The organism is Niallia sp. Marseille-Q9988, assembly GCF_976954375.1.
The window spans coordinates 421,183-436,763 of sequence record NZ_CDRJSZ010000003.1; the positions used below are offsets into that span (position 1 = coordinate 421,183).

A 15,581-nucleotide genomic window follows, 5' to 3' on the forward strand; every position below is an offset into this window, starting at 1 on the left:
TGGTTCTTATAAGTTTCCTTTACTAAATAAAAGCAGGTGTACTTATGGGGATATTAAATAAATTATTCGGAAAATCAAAGGAGATGGAAAGTATGTCAAATGTTAAAGTAGCAGTCGTTTTTTATAGTATGGGTGGAACAAACTATCAACTAGCACAATGGGCAGCAGAAGGAGCAAAAGAAGCAGGAGCAGAAGTGAAGGTAGTAAAAGTACAAGAATTAGCTCCACAATCTGTTATCGACAGCAATGAAGTATGGAAAGCAACAGTAGACGCAACAAAAGACGTACCTGTTGCATCATCAGAAGATATTGAATGGGCAGATGCCATTATTTTCAGCGTTCCTACACGATTTGGCACAATGCCATCTCAAATGAAGCAATTCATTGATTTACAAGGTGGATTATGGGCAACAGGAAAAACGGTTAACAAAGTAGTGAGTGCGATGACTTCTGCGCAAAATCCACATGGTGGTCAAGAAGCAACATTATTGTCTCTATATACTTCTATGATGCATTGGGGTGCGATTATTGCTACTCCAGGTTACACAGATCCAGTTCTTTTCGGAGCAGGTGGAAATCCATATGGAACAAGTGTAACAGTTGGACAAGACGGTAAAATGATTGAAGACGTTCAAGGAGCTGTAAAACACCAAGCAAAACGTACTGTTACAGTTGCAGAATGGGTTAAAAAAGGAAATCAATAATGAAAAAAGAATAATAGGAAGAAACCAGGAGTAATGACTTCTGGTTTTTTATATGGATGAAAAGGCTTTATTTTTATAAAAATAAAAAAAGGAGGATTTTTATATTGACACTACCTTAAAATAACTTTATGATAAAAAAAGTAATTCCGACTATATAAATGGGGAAAGGGTGTTTTGGGGTGGCAACTTCAGCAAACGTTCAATCGACTCAAAATGCAAAGAGTCTACCTGAACATCAAAAAGGATTAAAGGCTCCACAGATGCCTTTAATTATCGGTGGACTTATTGTTGCAGCAATTCTATTAGTCTACTTAATAATGACACAAAAGAGTATGCAGCCTATATTATTAATTTTAGGTCTTTTACTTGGTTATACATTGTTTCATGCTCGTTTTGGTTTCACATCAGCATTTCGCAGACTTGCATCAGTTGGTAATGGGCAAGCATTGCGTGCACATATGTTAATGCTAGCAGTGGCAGTATCGTTATTTGCACCAATCTTAGCATACGGCATTTCATTCTTTGGAACTGGAGCAACAGGTTATGTATCACCAGTTGGTGTGAGTCTTGTTGTCGGTGCCTTCATGTTTGGTATTGGTATGCAGCTTGGTGGCGGATGTGCATCCGGTACCTTGTATGCAGTAGGTGGGGGACGTTCTGTTGCGTTCGTAACACTATTATTCTTTATTATTGGTTCAACGATTGGGGCAGCTCATCTGTCTTTTTGGACAGAAGATCTACCATCTTTTGCACCGATTTCATTAGCAACATCAACAGGTCTTGGCTATGGTGGAGCTTGGCTTGTATCTATTATCTTATTTGGATTCATTGCATGGATTACATTGGTTGTGGAAAGAAAAAGAAAAGCACCAAAAATGGCCCCACTGCCAACAACAACAGGCTGGAAACGTATTTTCCGCGGTTCTTGGCCATTATTTGCAGCAGCAATCGTGTTAGCTGTACTTAACGCATTAACATTAATGACTCGTGGCACACCATGGGGAATTACGTCTGCATTTGCTTTATGGGGTTCAAAAGTAGCGCAATTCTTTGGAATGGATGTAGCAAGCTGGGGATTCTGGCAAGGAAATGCACAAGCTCTAGAAGCATCTATTTTTGCAGATTCAACTACAATCCTTAATTTTGGAGTAATCCTTGGTGCCTTTTTAGCATCAGCTGCAGGTGGACTATTTAAATTTTCAAAAGTGACACTTGGAAATGTGCTTGCATCGATTATTGGTGGTTTACTAATGGGATATGGCTCACGTTTAGCATTTGGCTGTAACGTTGGTGCGTATTTTGGCGGTATCGCATCATTCAGCGTACATGGTTATGTTTGGGGTATTCTAGCATTAGCTGGAACGTTCGTAGCCTTATACCTCCGCCCATTATTTGGACTCTCTGTACCAAAATCAAAGGATTCATTCTGTTAATAAAAAAAGTAGGTATCAACTTTGTTGGTGCCTATTTTTTTTAGTTATAGGTAGAATTGTCTGATCATGTCGATGTATTCGCTAGAGAGTTTTAATCCTTGAACAAAACTAAATAAATAATAGAGTGAACCTATCAACTAGTAATCTTTTTTTACGGAAAAGATTAGTATAAATAGTTTCACTCTTTTTTTGTCCTGTTGCTTTGATTTAATGATTTAAAGCAGGGCCTTTTTATTCATTTTCAGAAAAGTCTATTTAATGCATAGATAATGATTTAATAATTTTTTATACTAGTTAATGAAAACTACCATTTATATGTATTGAATTTTCACAGTTGTTGATAGAAGGATTAGGGGGTGTCATTTAAAGGGGAAATATTTTTTGTTTTTTACAAACACTTAATAGTAGATTAATAGAGAGTTTCTACAATAAGGGAGAATAGTTGACAAAAAGAGTGGTGATTCGATTAGCTCCATTTACGGTCAACAGAACTAATTAGGGGGTAACTGGTTGATGAAAGGGAAGAAGCATTTTACATTTCTTTTAAGCGCTATTACTACACTTGCACTTTTAGTATCCATTGTTTTACCAGCTAGTACATATGCTGAGGAAAATAGTGATAGCTTTAAGCTTACGATTATGCATATGAATGATACACATGCACATGCTGATCTATTACCAAAAATGATGACAGCGATTAAAGAGGTACGTACAGAAGATCCTGAAGCGCTACTTTTTAATGCAGGGGATGTTTTTTCTGGTACATTGTATTTCAATGAATATCATGGAAAAGCAGATTTAGCTCTATTAAATATGATGGATTTGGATGCAATGGTTTTTGGAAATCACGAATTTGATTTAGGATCTAGTGAGAATGGTCATAAATCCTTATCAGAGTTTGTTTCTGCAGCAAAATTCCCACTACTTGGAACAAATGTAGATCTTTCCGGTGATGCATTCATGAATAAGCTTGTTAAAAATGAGTTTACTGATTCACCAGAAGATGGGAAAGTTTTTGATGGGATGGTGAAAGAAGTAAATGGAGAAAAGATTGGGATTTTTGGTTTAACGACAGAAGATACAGCAAATATTTCTAGTCCTGTAAATGTAAAATTCTTAAACTATATTAAAGAGGCTGAACGAGCTGTACAAGCATTTGAAGAAATGGGAATTAATAAAATTGTTGCTGTAACTCATCTTGGTTATGATAGCAATCCTGATTTCGGGAACGATTTACAGCTAGCTACATATGTCGATGGAATCGATGTAGTAGTTGGAGGACATTCTCATACACAGTTAAGCGAGCCAGTTGTTGTAAATAAAGATGAGAAGGGCACAGAAAAAGAGCCGACCGTTGTTGTTCAAGCATATCAATATTCGCAATTATTAGGAAAACTACAGGTGGAATTTGATGGAAATGGTGTAGTTATCGGACAAGCTGGACAGCTAATTGATGTTGCTAGTAAAGAAGAAGATTCAGAAGCTGCAGCTATTTTAGCTCCATATAAAGAAAAAATAACCGAGCTTTCTACACAGGAATCTGGGGCAATTGCTAAGAAAACTCTAGCAAATCCACGTCTTACGGACAGTGATGTAAGTGTCCGCGCAAATGAAACAGAATTAGGAAATCTTGTGACAGATGCAATGCTTGCCAAAGCAAAAGAAAGATATCCAGAAACCGTTATTGCATTCCAAAATGGTGGCGGAATCCGTGCGGCAATTGAGGAAGGTCCCATTACAATTGGAGAAATCATTTCTGTGCTTCCTTTTGGAAATGACCCAGTAGTTGTAGAACTATCTGGTGAGGAAATAAAGCAAATTCTTGAACATAGTGTAAGTCAAGCACCAGCAGAAAGCGGTGGTTTCCTCCATGTAGCTGGCATGAAATTTACGTATGATAGTACAAAAGAGTCTGGATCTCGTGTTATATCCATGTATGTAAAAGTAAATGGAGAATATCAAGAGATCCAAGCAAATCAGAAATATCTTGTAACAACAAATAACTTTACTGCTAAAGGCGGAGATGGATTTGACGTATTCGCTAAAGCATATCAAGAGGGTAGAGTGCAAGATATTGGTGAAATTGATTGGGAACAGCTTCGTAAATATATGGTCGAGGATTTAGGTGGAGTGGTCGACCCTGTTCTAGAAGGACGAATTACTGATTTGCTTGGGACAGATCCAGAAACACCTGGGGATGAAGAGGAAGAAGTTACACCAGAGGAACCAGAAGTAGAAAATCCTGAAACTGGTGGGAATGAAGACGATAGTAGCGATACAGATAATCCAACAGATGCAACAGGTTCAGAAACGGATGATGATAATACAGATATTGGAGATAATGCTGGTATTGAAAATGATACGGAATTAGAGCAGGATGTTAATGATAATCAAGGCTCTAAAGAAACAGTGTCCAATTCTTCTGAAGGAAATGCTCTTCCAAATACAGCTACAAGTATGTACACAATGCTTTTGGTTGGTGGTATTTTATTAGTAGCAGGGATTGGGTTCCTTGTATTTAGAATGATGAAGTATTCTAAAGCATAATAATACATTTTCAAATGAAATAGTCCTTTTGTTAAGTGTTAGTTACTTTAACAAAAGGACTATTTTTATAGTTTGAATGACAAAAGAAATTCAGTAAAAGTAGAGAACACCTTCCCTGTACATAATGAAATGGAAAAGCACAGCAAGCCTTTTGGAGAAGGAATTTACGATGGGAATAATTTCTCCATAAATTTTTTTAAAATTTTTTCAGCAAAGTATAGACAAAACAAATAGATGTGTTAAAATTATCTTTAATTAGAGATAACTTATTTCAAAGTAAATTATCAATAGCAATCTCTAATCAGTTTGCCTTGAAATTTTCTAGAAAGATCAAGGGAGACTAATTTTATAATAAATATCTTGAATTCAAAGTAAAAAAACAAAAGGAAAATGGGAGGAATTTTAAAATGGCAAAATGGACAGTTGATCAATCACATTCAAGCGTAGGATTCGAAGTAAAACATATGATGGTTTCAAAAGTAAAGGGGCAATTTGATTCTTACACTGCAGACGTTGAAGCTGCTGATTTAACAGATTTAACAACAGCTAGCGTTGCATTCAAGTTTGATGTAGCAAGCATTAATACACATAGCGAAGATCGCGATAATCATTTAAAATCAGGTGATTTCTTCGATACAGAGAAATATCCAACAATTGATTTTAAATCAACATCAATTACAAAAGATGGCGATGACTATAAAGTAACAGGTGATTTAACGATCAAGGATGTTACTAAGCCGGTTACATTTGATGTAGAATTCGGCGGAAAAGGCACAAATCCATGGGGCGTAGAAGTTTACGGTTTCGAAGCAGAAACAAAAATCAACCGTGAAGAATTCGGTCTTACTTGGAATGCAGTACTTGAATCAGGTGGCGTACTAGTAGGAAAAGATATCAAAATTAAAGTAGAACTAGAAGTAAATCCGGCATAAGGAATCAAAAAAGATGGCTCTAATGTATCTGAAAGGATGCGTAAGAGCCATCTTTTTTGATTTAAAAAGAAAAGGTTTACAATTTTATCTTGAAAAGAAAGAATTTTCTTCTTATAATAAAGATTTGAAAGTACTAATTTATATTTCTGTATAATAAGTAAAAATTTTACAGAAATATGTAATCGTTATCAAAAAGTGTATACAGATGTTTCAGAAAAAATAACCATGAAATAATTAAGCAATTCTTTGATATTTTCCTCTCTTATACTAGTTTAGTATTTTTATTTCCATCTAGATATTACTAAAAATAGTTTCGTCTCATTTCCAATTAGGCAATTCTAGTTTCCTTCAATAAAATTTGTATTATTCATTAAGGTCGCAAATAAAATGAAATAGAAAGGAGCCGCGCATGGATGATTAATGTAGCCATCAATGGCTCAGCTACCATATCTTCTGCCCATATAAAGGGACTTTTTTTAACTGAATAGAATACCAACAGAAGTAACAGCTTTTGCAATTTATGATGTCCATAACAATCTTTTTGGAAAGGATGCTTAATATGTTGACTAACACGATCTATCAAGAAGTACAAAAGCGTACCCTCGAATTCTTAAATCAGGCAGGAATTATCTTAAGTGAATCAGAGCAAGAAGCAGTAGAGGTAGCGGACTTTGGATTAGATCAATTAGATACACAAGGATTACAGCTGATTACGTATATCAATAATGATCATTATTGTGCGAAGGAACTAGTGTTATTTCCAAATCAAACTTGTCCAGAGCATAAACATCCACCAATCAATAATATTGTAGGAAAAACAGAAACCTTTCGATGCAGATTCGGGAAAGTATATTTGTATGTGGAAGGAGAAGAGACAGTGAATAGAAAAGCAACTGTTCCAGAAGCAAGCAAAGAATATTACACCGTCTTTCATGAAATAGAATTGAATCCTGGAGACCAATACACAATCCCTCCTAATACCCTTCATTGGTTCCAGGCAAGTGAAGAGGGAGCTGTCATTTCTGAGTTTTCAACGACTAGTCGGGATGAATACGATATTTTTACCGATCCAACTATTAAGCGTATTCCAGAGATAAAGTAGGCAGAGGAAGGTTTCAATCCTTTCTCTTGAAGCAATAAGTGCAACTAAATCATTTTTTCAAAGGTAATAAAAATATTAGCGATTGATACAACCCCTTTCCTCGCAGGGAAATGTATAGGAAATTAACGATAAAGGAGCAACCTTACATGAATATGAAAACGCTTTTTAATGATAAATGGGAATTTGCAAAAACAAGTTTAGAAGTCGAAGATAGTAGAAACCTAGATTTTGTGCCAATTGATTTGCCACATGACTGGCTTATTTATAATACTCTTGATCTCTATGAATCTAGCATTGGCTGGTATCGCAAAAGCTTTTTCTATTCTAAGCAACAAGGTGAACAAGTACTGCTAAGCTTTGATGGCGTATATATGGATTCAACTGTGTATGTAAATAATCAGTTTGTAGGGGAATGGAAAAATGGTTACTCCTCGTTTGAGCATGATATTACAGCCGCTATGGTTGATGGGAAAAATAACATACTCGTGAAGGTTGTATATGAAAGCCCCAATAGTAGGTGGTATTCAGGAGCTGGAATTTATCGTAACGTTTGGCTTAAAACAAGAGATACTAATCATCTTGTAACAGATGGAATATACATTACGATGAATCAAGAGGATACTCGCTGGCATGTTGAAGTTGAGACAGAATTAGCACTTGATCAAGATGTGCAGCTTAGCCATTCAATTTTTTTCAAAAATCAAAGAATAGCATCTGTCTCTGAAACGATAGATTTTGGTAAGGAAAATTCTGTCTTGAATCAGCAAAAGCTCATTGTCGATAATCCATTGCTGTGGAGCATGGACGAGCCCAATCTCTATCAGCTTCAAACAGAATTACAAATTATCAATCAGGAATTAAAGACAGTAGAAGCTATTACACAAAACATTGGCTTTCGAAATATAATTCTGGATTCAAAGCAAGGTTTTCATTTAAATGGCAAAAGGATGAAGCTGAATGGAGTTTGCGAACATCATGATTTGGGAGCGTTAGGAGCTGCATTTAATAAACAAGCTTTAAAGAGAAGGTTTGAAATATTGAAAGAAATGGGTGTGAATGCCATAAGGACAGCCCATAATATGCCTGCAAAGGAATTAATGGACTTGGCTGATGAGATGGGCTTTCTCGTTATTTCAGAAGCTTTTGATATGTGGGAAAGACCAAAGACAAAGTATGATTATGCACGATTCTTTAAGGAATGGGCACCAATCGATGTGAAAAGCTGGGTGAAGCGCGATCGAAATCATCCAAGTTTATTAATGTGGAGCATTGGAAATGAGATTTATGATACCCATGCAGATGAGCGAGGGCAGGAATTAACTAGAAAGTTAATGGCGGAAGTACATAAATATGATCCGAAGCAAAATGCATGGATGACGATTGGATCCAATTATATGCCATGGGAAAATGCACAAAAATGTGCAGATATTGTAAAAGTAGCAGGCTATAATTATGGTGAAAAATATTATCAAAAACACCATGAAGAGCATCCAGACTGGATTATATATGGTAGTGAAACTGCATCTGTTGTCCAAAGTAGGGGCATTTATCATTTCCCTTATGAACAATCCATTCTTGCAGATGATGATGAACAGTGTTCGGCCCTTGGGAATAGCTCCACTAGCTGGGGGGCTAAGTCAACGGAAGCTTGTATTATAGCAGACAGAGATGCAGTATTTTCCCTAGGAACCTTTATTTGGACAGGTTTTGACTATATCGGGGAACCAACCCCTTATCATACGAAAAATGCATATTTTGGTCAAATTGATACAGCTACTTTTAAGAAGGATTCCTTTTATATTTATCAAGCAGAATGGACAGACTACCGGGAAAAACCAATGGTACATCTTTTTCCTTATTGGGATTTTAGTGAAGGGCAGATGATTGATGTTCGTGTATGCTCAAACGCACCTAAAGTGGAATTACAGCTGAATGGTAATAAGATTGGTACACATGTTATCGATCATGAAAAGGGAACAGAGCTGGTTGGCTGGTGGAAAATTCCTTATGAAAAAGGGCAGTTAACAGCCATTGCCTATGATGAAAAAGGGAATATTATCGCAACGGATACGAAAAGTTCTTTCGATGATGCGAAGAAAATTTGCTTGAATGCAGATAAGCGAATACTTACTGCAAACGGAACGGATATTGCTTTTATCGAAATTGCAACAAAGGACCAGGATGGAAACCTAGTTGAAAATGCTACAAACCGTGTAAATGTAAATGTAACAGGTGCTGGTCGTTTGATTGGTCTAGATAATGGAGATAGTACGGATTATGACCAGTACAAAGGTTTAAGCAGAAGATTATTTAGTGGGAAGCTAATGGCCATAATTGCTGCAACGACTGAACCTGGGAAAATTCAGATAGAGGTAAATTCTAAAGGACTAGAGAGTGCATGCCTAGAAATAGACGCTCAACCGGCTGAAGACAATGAATTAGTTGGGATATCTGCAACGATGAAAAACACTGATACACCAATTGTGATGGGAGAAGAAGGAGAAATTCCTCTTCGTAAAATTGAAATCATTAGTGAATCTGGGCAATTATTCGACCCAACTAAAACAGACATATTCGTTCATGCTAAACTAATCCCTGCAGACACTTCTTATAGAGAAGTAGAGTGGAGTGTTGTAAACGATGCTGGTATTGAATCGAATATTTCGAAAGTGGAAGTAGCAGGTGATAAAGTAAAGGTTAGTGCTTTAGGAGATGGTGAATTTCGTCTTCGTTGTACAAATAAGAATGGTACAGATAAAACAAAACTCATTTCCGAGCTAGAGTTTAAGGCAGCTGGTCTCGGAAAAGCCTATAAGGATCCGTACGGATTTATCTCAGCTGGTTTATATGACTACACCAAAGGCGAAGTAACTAATGGGAATGAACGAGGTGTCGCCACAAGTAGGGATGGTGAAACACAAGTAGGGTTTCGAGAAATAGACTTTGGAAATTATGGATCAGACAAAATAACGATGCCGATTTTTTCCTTATCAGATGAGGAGTATCCAATCCAAATTTGGGAAGGAATGCCAGATGAAGAGGGCAGTGAGCTATTAGCAGATGTCATTTATCAAAAGCCATCTAAGTGGAATGTTTATCAGGAAGAGACATTCCAATTGTCAAAAAGACTTCGTGGAATTAAATCACTGTGCTTTGTCTTACATCAGAAGGTCCATATTAAAGGTTTTTATTTTGAAAAGAAAAATCAAGCGTTTGAACGTAATTATGCGTCTGAGTGTAACCACATCTATGGGGATACCTTTGAAGTAAAAGAAAATTGCGTAGAAGGAATTGGCAATAATGTATCATTAACTTTTGAAGAATTTGATTTTACTGAGACAGGGGCAACAAAGCTCATTATTTCAGGAAAGTCACCAATTGAAAAAAACACCATTCATATACGTTCCGCAAACCAAGAAGGCGAAAGCAATCAGATGGTTGAATTTCTTTACTCTGTTGGCTATGAAGAACGCGTATTTGATTTAGAGAAAATAACTGGAATACAAAAAGTAACTTTTGTCTTTTTACCAGGTAGTAATTTTGATTTTGAGTGGTTCCAATTTAAAAGATAGAGCTTAAAATGAAGCTTACCGTACGAATGAAAAAGTACGGTAAGCTTTTTATTGCGTTTTTGGTGATGATGAAATTTTTGTTGGTTAGCATTTGGAAAATAAGAGGGGTTAGAGAAGGAAGTAGGTATTCATAAGTGGATGAAAACCAAAAATCTGAGAGAGCAGGGAAAAGTGGTGTTCATTAAGCAGATGAAAACCAAAGGAGCAGAAAAAGGTAACAGAGAAGTGTTCTCTGAGCCCGAAAGCAAGAGAAGAAGCAGAAAAAGGTAATAGAGAACCGTTCTCTGAGCCCGAAAGCAAGAGAAGAAGCAGAAAAAGGTAATAGAGAACCGTTCTCTGAGCCCAAAAGCAAGAGAAGAAGCAGAAAAAGGTAACAGAGAAGCGTTCTCTGAGCCCAAAAGCAAGAGAAAAAGCAGAAAAAGGTAACAGAGAAGCGTTCTCTGAGCCCGAAAGCAAGAGAAGAAGCAGAAAAAGGTAACAGAGAAGCGTTCTCTGAGCCCAAAAGCAAGAGAAGAAGCAAGAAAAGGTAACAGAGAAGCGTTCTCTGAGCCCGAAAGCAAGAGAAGAAGCAGGAAAAGGTAACAGAGAAGCGTTCACTGTGCCCAAGACAAAGAGAACCAAAACTCTGAGATATCGGGGAAAAGTTTTCATCAAGCGAATGAAAACCAAAAATCCCAGAGGAGAGAAGAAAAGTGGTTTTCATAAAAACAAGTAAAAGCCAAAAAAGCAGCAAATTATCAAATTCCAAATGAAACTTCCCAACACCCAACACCCAGTATTTACTATCCACGAGAATCATACATAGCCTTCCTAATAGATAGACAAAATATACAATGGACTTAAACTTCTTTGTAAGTACATAAGAACATTTCCTAGTAAGCTGAATAATTGCCATTAATCATTATAACCCTTAATATTACAATCAAGACAAGTCATTTATAAAGGCGTATATCCTGAAAAAAAAACGTCTTGAATTACACAAAAGTATCGAGAATTTATAGATGAAGGAAAGAGACTTGTTAAGTAGAAGTCCGTACATATTTTTGTATTGGCAATTCGTAGCATTTCTCGTTCAACACGAGAATATAAGTGAAGGGTAAGGAAGCAATAATACTGGAAGGAGGAAAATAGTGAAAAATATGGATAACAAAAAAGAAGGATCATCCAAGCCAAACGCTCAATTTAATATTTTACGAAATGACCCTACCAAGGGAGATGGTGGGTACGGAGTAGGCTCTATTTCTTTAGAGAATGTGACACCAATTATTATCGATAGAGAAACACAAGAAGTATTTATAGATATGGGTGCTTTGCATGGTAGAAGCAAAGTAGAGCAAAAGGTATTTTTTAAGAATGTGACGAAAGAAGAAGTGGAAGAGCTAGATCCACATAAATATTGGGTCATTTGGATTGCGTTGGACAGAAACCAGAAAGGGGTTCACTATTCTGGTGCAGGTGCTTGCGAAATTTTAGTTGCAACGAAAACGAAAGAAGGAAGCAGAAGGATTTTTGGCTATAAGTCAATGCCAGAGCATGTAAACAGTCTTGATAAAGCAATCAAAAGAAAATTTGTATTAGACATCATGGATGATGAATCCAAACAAGCTTTAAAGAAATTTCTTGTTGATTTTAACAATGAATATTGGGAGAAATCCCCTGAGGAATTGAAAGATAGCCTATAAGAGGAAAGGTGAATGAATTGAAAAAATATGGAATAGATCCAAGCAGAGGCTTGGAGTTTGGAATATATACACTAGGCGATCATTTGCCAAACCCAATCACTGGAGAAAGGGTTTCTGCAGAAGAACGTGTACATGAAATAATTGAATATGCAAAATTGGCAGATCAAGCGGGTCTTGATTTCTTTAGTGTTGGGGAAAGTCATCAAGAATATTTTGTTACACAAGCACATTCCGTTGTGTTATCAGCGATTGCACAAGCAACGAAAAATATTAAAATCGCTAGCTCCTCTACGATAATCAGTACATCGGATCCCGTTAGAGTATACGAAGATTTTGCTACAATTGATTTAATTTCAAAAGGCCGAGCTGAAATCATTGCTGGACGTGCATCAAGAGTAGGATTATTTGATTTATTAGGCTATGATCTTCGTAATTATGAAGAATTATTTGAAGAAAAATTTGAATTATTAATGAAAATTAATGAAGAGGAAGTAGTGAATTGGAGCGGAGAATTTCGTGCGCCGTTGAGAAATGCACAAGTTTTACCACGTCCTAAGAACAGCTTTATTCCGATTTGGCGAGCTGTTGGAGGAACACCAGCAAGTGCAATTAGAGCAGGAATTGCAGGAGCACCAATGTTTATGGCACATTTAGGAGGACCAGCCTCTGTATTTAAACGGACAGTAGATGCCTATCGGGAAGCAGCACGTAATAGTGGATTTAACCCAGCAGAACTGCCAGTAGCAACAGCAGGATTTTTCTACGCAGCAGAATCATCTCAACAAGCATTAAAGGATATGTATCCGCATATTAACGAAGGCATGAAAAAAACGAACGGAGCTGGATTTCCAAAACAACATTTTGCACAGGGAGTAGATCCGCATAATATTATGAATATCGGAAGCCCACAACAAATTATTGAAAAAATTCTTTATCAACATGAAATGTTTGGGCATCAACGTTATATTGCCCAAATTGACTTTGGTGGAATGCCGTTTGAAAAAGTCATGAAAAATGTAGAAATTATTGGTACTGAAATCTTGCCGGCTATTAGAAAATACACGAAAAAATCGGAGGCATAAGAAATATGAAGATTGTTGGATTATCCGGTTCGAAAGTCGGATCGAAAACAAGAACAGCAATGGATTACACAATGAAAACTATTGCAGAACATTATCCAGAAGTGGAGATAACGTTACTCGACTTAGCGGATTATGATATTCCATTTAGTGATGGAAGAAATTATTTAGAGTATGATGGGGATGCTGGATATGTGACCAAAACATTAATGGAAGCTGATGCCATTATTATTGGAACACCGGTTTTCCAAGCATCGATTCCAGCTACATTAAAAAACATTTTTGATTTATTGCCTCAAAATGCGTTCCTTGATAAAGTTGTAAGTGTTGTAGTTACAGCAGGTTCTGCAAAGCATTATTTAATTGTGGAGCAGCAATTAAAACCAATCTTGGCTTATATGAAAGCACAAATTGTGCAAACCTATGTATTTATTGAGGAAAAGGATTTCTATCGAAAAGAGATTACAGATGATGATGTGTTATTCCGCATTGAACGATTAGTGGAAGATACAATTGTATTAACAGAGACCTTTTCGGAAATAAGAGAGAAAAAGGAAGCGAAATACGATTTCTAAAGTAAAGTGGTAGAAATTTACTTCACTTTATTATGCAATAGTTAATTATTATACATTTTAGTCTAATTAGTATTTTAAAAGGAAGAGTAAGAATAGAAGAACTTAAGGGAATTGTCACCATTCAGCGGGATATAGGTTCAGATGTATTGGTAATAAATGATATGCCTTTATCAAAATATTTCACGGGCTATAATGGGGAAAAGATTTCTCTTTCTATTGTTTGTGAAGATGAGAGAACCTATACGTATGAGGGAACAGCAGATATTTTTTACTTTGAAGGGAAACAGCATTACTATAGAGGCACGAAATATGTTGATGACTTCTTCATTGATGATATGGATGTTCGCGAACTATTAGAACACCATGAAAAAGAGTTTATAAAAATAACTCTTTCCAAGATGGAAAATTAAATGGATTAAAAAGCCAGCACTCAAATCTTAACGTGCTGGCTTTCTTTGATGAAAAGGAAAAATAATTATTTAATGTACATACAAAGAATAAAAATTTTTATTTCCAATTCTCTCCTTGTATTTTGAGAGTATAAAATATTTTGTGTAAATGAAAATTTCCATGTAAAAAGGAAGACCTTCTCTTGGTAGAATTAAGTCACCACAACCAATCCTAGAAAAGAGGTCTTCCCTATGAATCAGTTTACAACAGAAATTATCGATGCACTAGTAAAAAAACAAGATATTACCGAGGTTTTTCGTTCGCACTTGGAAATGGCGATCAACTCGCTACTTGTGACAGAGTTAACGGAATTTCTAGATTATGAAAAATATGACCGTATTGGCTTTAATTCAGGCAACTCACGCAATGGGTCTTATTCGCGTACGCTTCACACAGAGTACGGCGATTTAGCCATTCAAATTCCACGTGATCGCAATGGTGAGTTCAAACAACAGACCGTGGCTCCGTATAAGCGTTCGAATGATACGCTTGAAGATACGGTGATTCACCTGTTTAAAAAAGGCATTACGATGGCTGAAATTGCCCAGTTAATCGAAAAAATGTACGGCCATCACTATACGCCTCAAACGATTTCGAATATGACAAAAGCGGTTTCAGAAACAGTCGATGCATTTAACAACCGTTCGTTGCATAATCGTTACGTATGCGTGTATTTAGATGCGACGTATATTGCCGTGCGTCGTGATACGGTGTCCAAAGAAGCTGTCTATATCGCTGTTGGTATTCGCGAAGACGGCTCTAAAGAGGTACTCGCTTATACGATTGCCCCAACAGAGTCTGCTTACAACTGGCAAGAGCTACTAGAAGAGCTGAAAGACCGTGGTGTAGAAGACGTCTTATTATTCGTATCAGACGGCTTAAAAGGCATGGCAGACGCTGTTTTCACTGTGTTTCCAAAAGCAAAATATCAAGTCTGTTTAGTTCATGTCGGTCGCAATATTATGCATAAAGTACGCGTAGAGGATCGCAAGGAAGTCTGCGAAGATTTTAAAATGATTCACCAGGCAAAGGACGCCGAAGCAGCTGAGCTAGCACTTGGGCAGTTCTGCGAGAAATGGAGCAAATCGTACAAAAAAGTTACACAAGGCTTACTAAATAACCCGTATTTACTGACGTTTTATCAGTTTCCAAAAGCAATTTGGCGAAGCATCTACTCGACCAATTTAATTGAGTCGTTCAATAAGCAAATCAAAAAATATACAAAGCGCAAGGAACAGTTTCCGAACGAAGAATCACTGGAACGTTTTTTAGTGACGCAGTTCGAGGACTACAATCAACGTTTCGCCTCACGCTGTCACATCGGCTTCAATCAGGCACGTGCAGAGTTGGAAGAGATGTTTGAGCAGCTACATGAACCGACAAACTAACCGGGACGTGCCAGCGCGAAATTTGGGTGTCTAGGAAAGGGCTAGCCCTTTCCTAGACACCCAAATCAACACTTCGAACAAATCTATTTGAATACGAAGGTGATCATCTACCTTGAG

Annotated in this window: 11 protein-coding genes; all 11 read left to right on the top strand. The window is 36.8% G+C overall.

Annotated elements, in window-relative coordinates:
* The first annotated feature begins 92 nt into the window (after positions 1-92).
* The 11 genes from wrbA (at position 93) to ACWNMZ_RS06280 (ending at position 15,464) form a co-directional block, all read left to right on the top strand.
* Positions 93-704, top strand: a complete 612-nt coding sequence (wrbA, locus tag ACWNMZ_RS06230) for an NAD(P)H:quinone oxidoreductase (protein ID WP_031537923.1) — start codon at positions 93-95, stop codon at positions 702-704.
* A 179-nt stretch (positions 705-883) separates the two neighbouring features.
* Positions 884-2,137 (top strand): YeeE/YedE family protein, encoded by a 1,254-nt coding sequence (locus ACWNMZ_RS06235; protein ID WP_031537922.1) that lies wholly within the window; start codon positions 884-886, stop codon positions 2,135-2,137.
* Between the two features lie 513 nt (positions 2,138-2,650).
* Positions 2,651-4,684 (top strand): 5'-nucleotidase C-terminal domain-containing protein, encoded by a 2,034-nt coding sequence (locus tag ACWNMZ_RS06240; protein WP_031537921.1) that lies wholly within the window; start codon positions 2,651-2,653, stop codon positions 4,682-4,684.
* A 407-nt stretch (positions 4,685-5,091) separates the two neighbouring features.
* Positions 5,092-5,616, top strand: coding sequence for a YceI family protein (locus ACWNMZ_RS06245; protein WP_031537920.1), 525 nt, complete (start codon positions 5,092-5,094; stop codon positions 5,614-5,616).
* A gap of 559 nt (positions 5,617-6,175) precedes the next feature.
* Positions 6,176-6,718, top strand: coding sequence for a D-lyxose/D-mannose family sugar isomerase (locus ACWNMZ_RS06250; RefSeq protein ID WP_031537919.1), 543 nt, complete (start codon positions 6,176-6,178; stop codon positions 6,716-6,718).
* A gap of 146 nt (positions 6,719-6,864) precedes the next feature.
* The gene (locus ACWNMZ_RS06255; protein ID WP_031537918.1) at positions 6,865-10,290 is read left to right on the top strand and encodes a glycoside hydrolase family 2 TIM barrel-domain containing protein; all 3,426 of its coding nucleotides are present in this window, start codon (positions 6,865-6,867) and stop codon (positions 10,288-10,290) included.
* Positions 10,291-11,429: 1,139 nt separating this feature from the next.
* Positions 11,430-11,972: a YwhD family protein gene (locus ACWNMZ_RS06260; protein ID WP_031535824.1), complete on the top strand. Its 543-nt coding sequence runs from the start codon at positions 11,430-11,432 to the stop codon at positions 11,970-11,972.
* A 17-nt stretch (positions 11,973-11,989) separates the two neighbouring features.
* Complete coding sequence (locus ACWNMZ_RS06265) at positions 11,990-13,054, top strand: LLM class flavin-dependent oxidoreductase (RefSeq protein ID WP_031535822.1); 1,065 nt, start codon at positions 11,990-11,992, stop codon at positions 13,052-13,054.
* Between the two features lie 5 nt (positions 13,055-13,059).
* Positions 13,060-13,626: an NADPH-dependent FMN reductase gene (locus ACWNMZ_RS06270; protein WP_031535820.1), complete on the top strand. Its 567-nt coding sequence runs from the start codon at positions 13,060-13,062 to the stop codon at positions 13,624-13,626.
* Between the two features lie 146 nt (positions 13,627-13,772).
* Complete coding sequence (locus tag ACWNMZ_RS06275; RefSeq protein ID WP_231512506.1) at positions 13,773-14,036, top strand: hypothetical protein; 264 nt, start codon at positions 13,773-13,775, stop codon at positions 14,034-14,036.
* 231 nt (positions 14,037-14,267) lie between these two features.
* A complete protein-coding gene (locus tag ACWNMZ_RS06280) occupies positions 14,268-15,464 on the top strand; it encodes an IS256 family transposase (RefSeq protein ID WP_031540362.1) in 1,197 nt (398 codons plus the stop codon).
* Positions 15,465-15,581 lie beyond the last annotated feature (117 nt).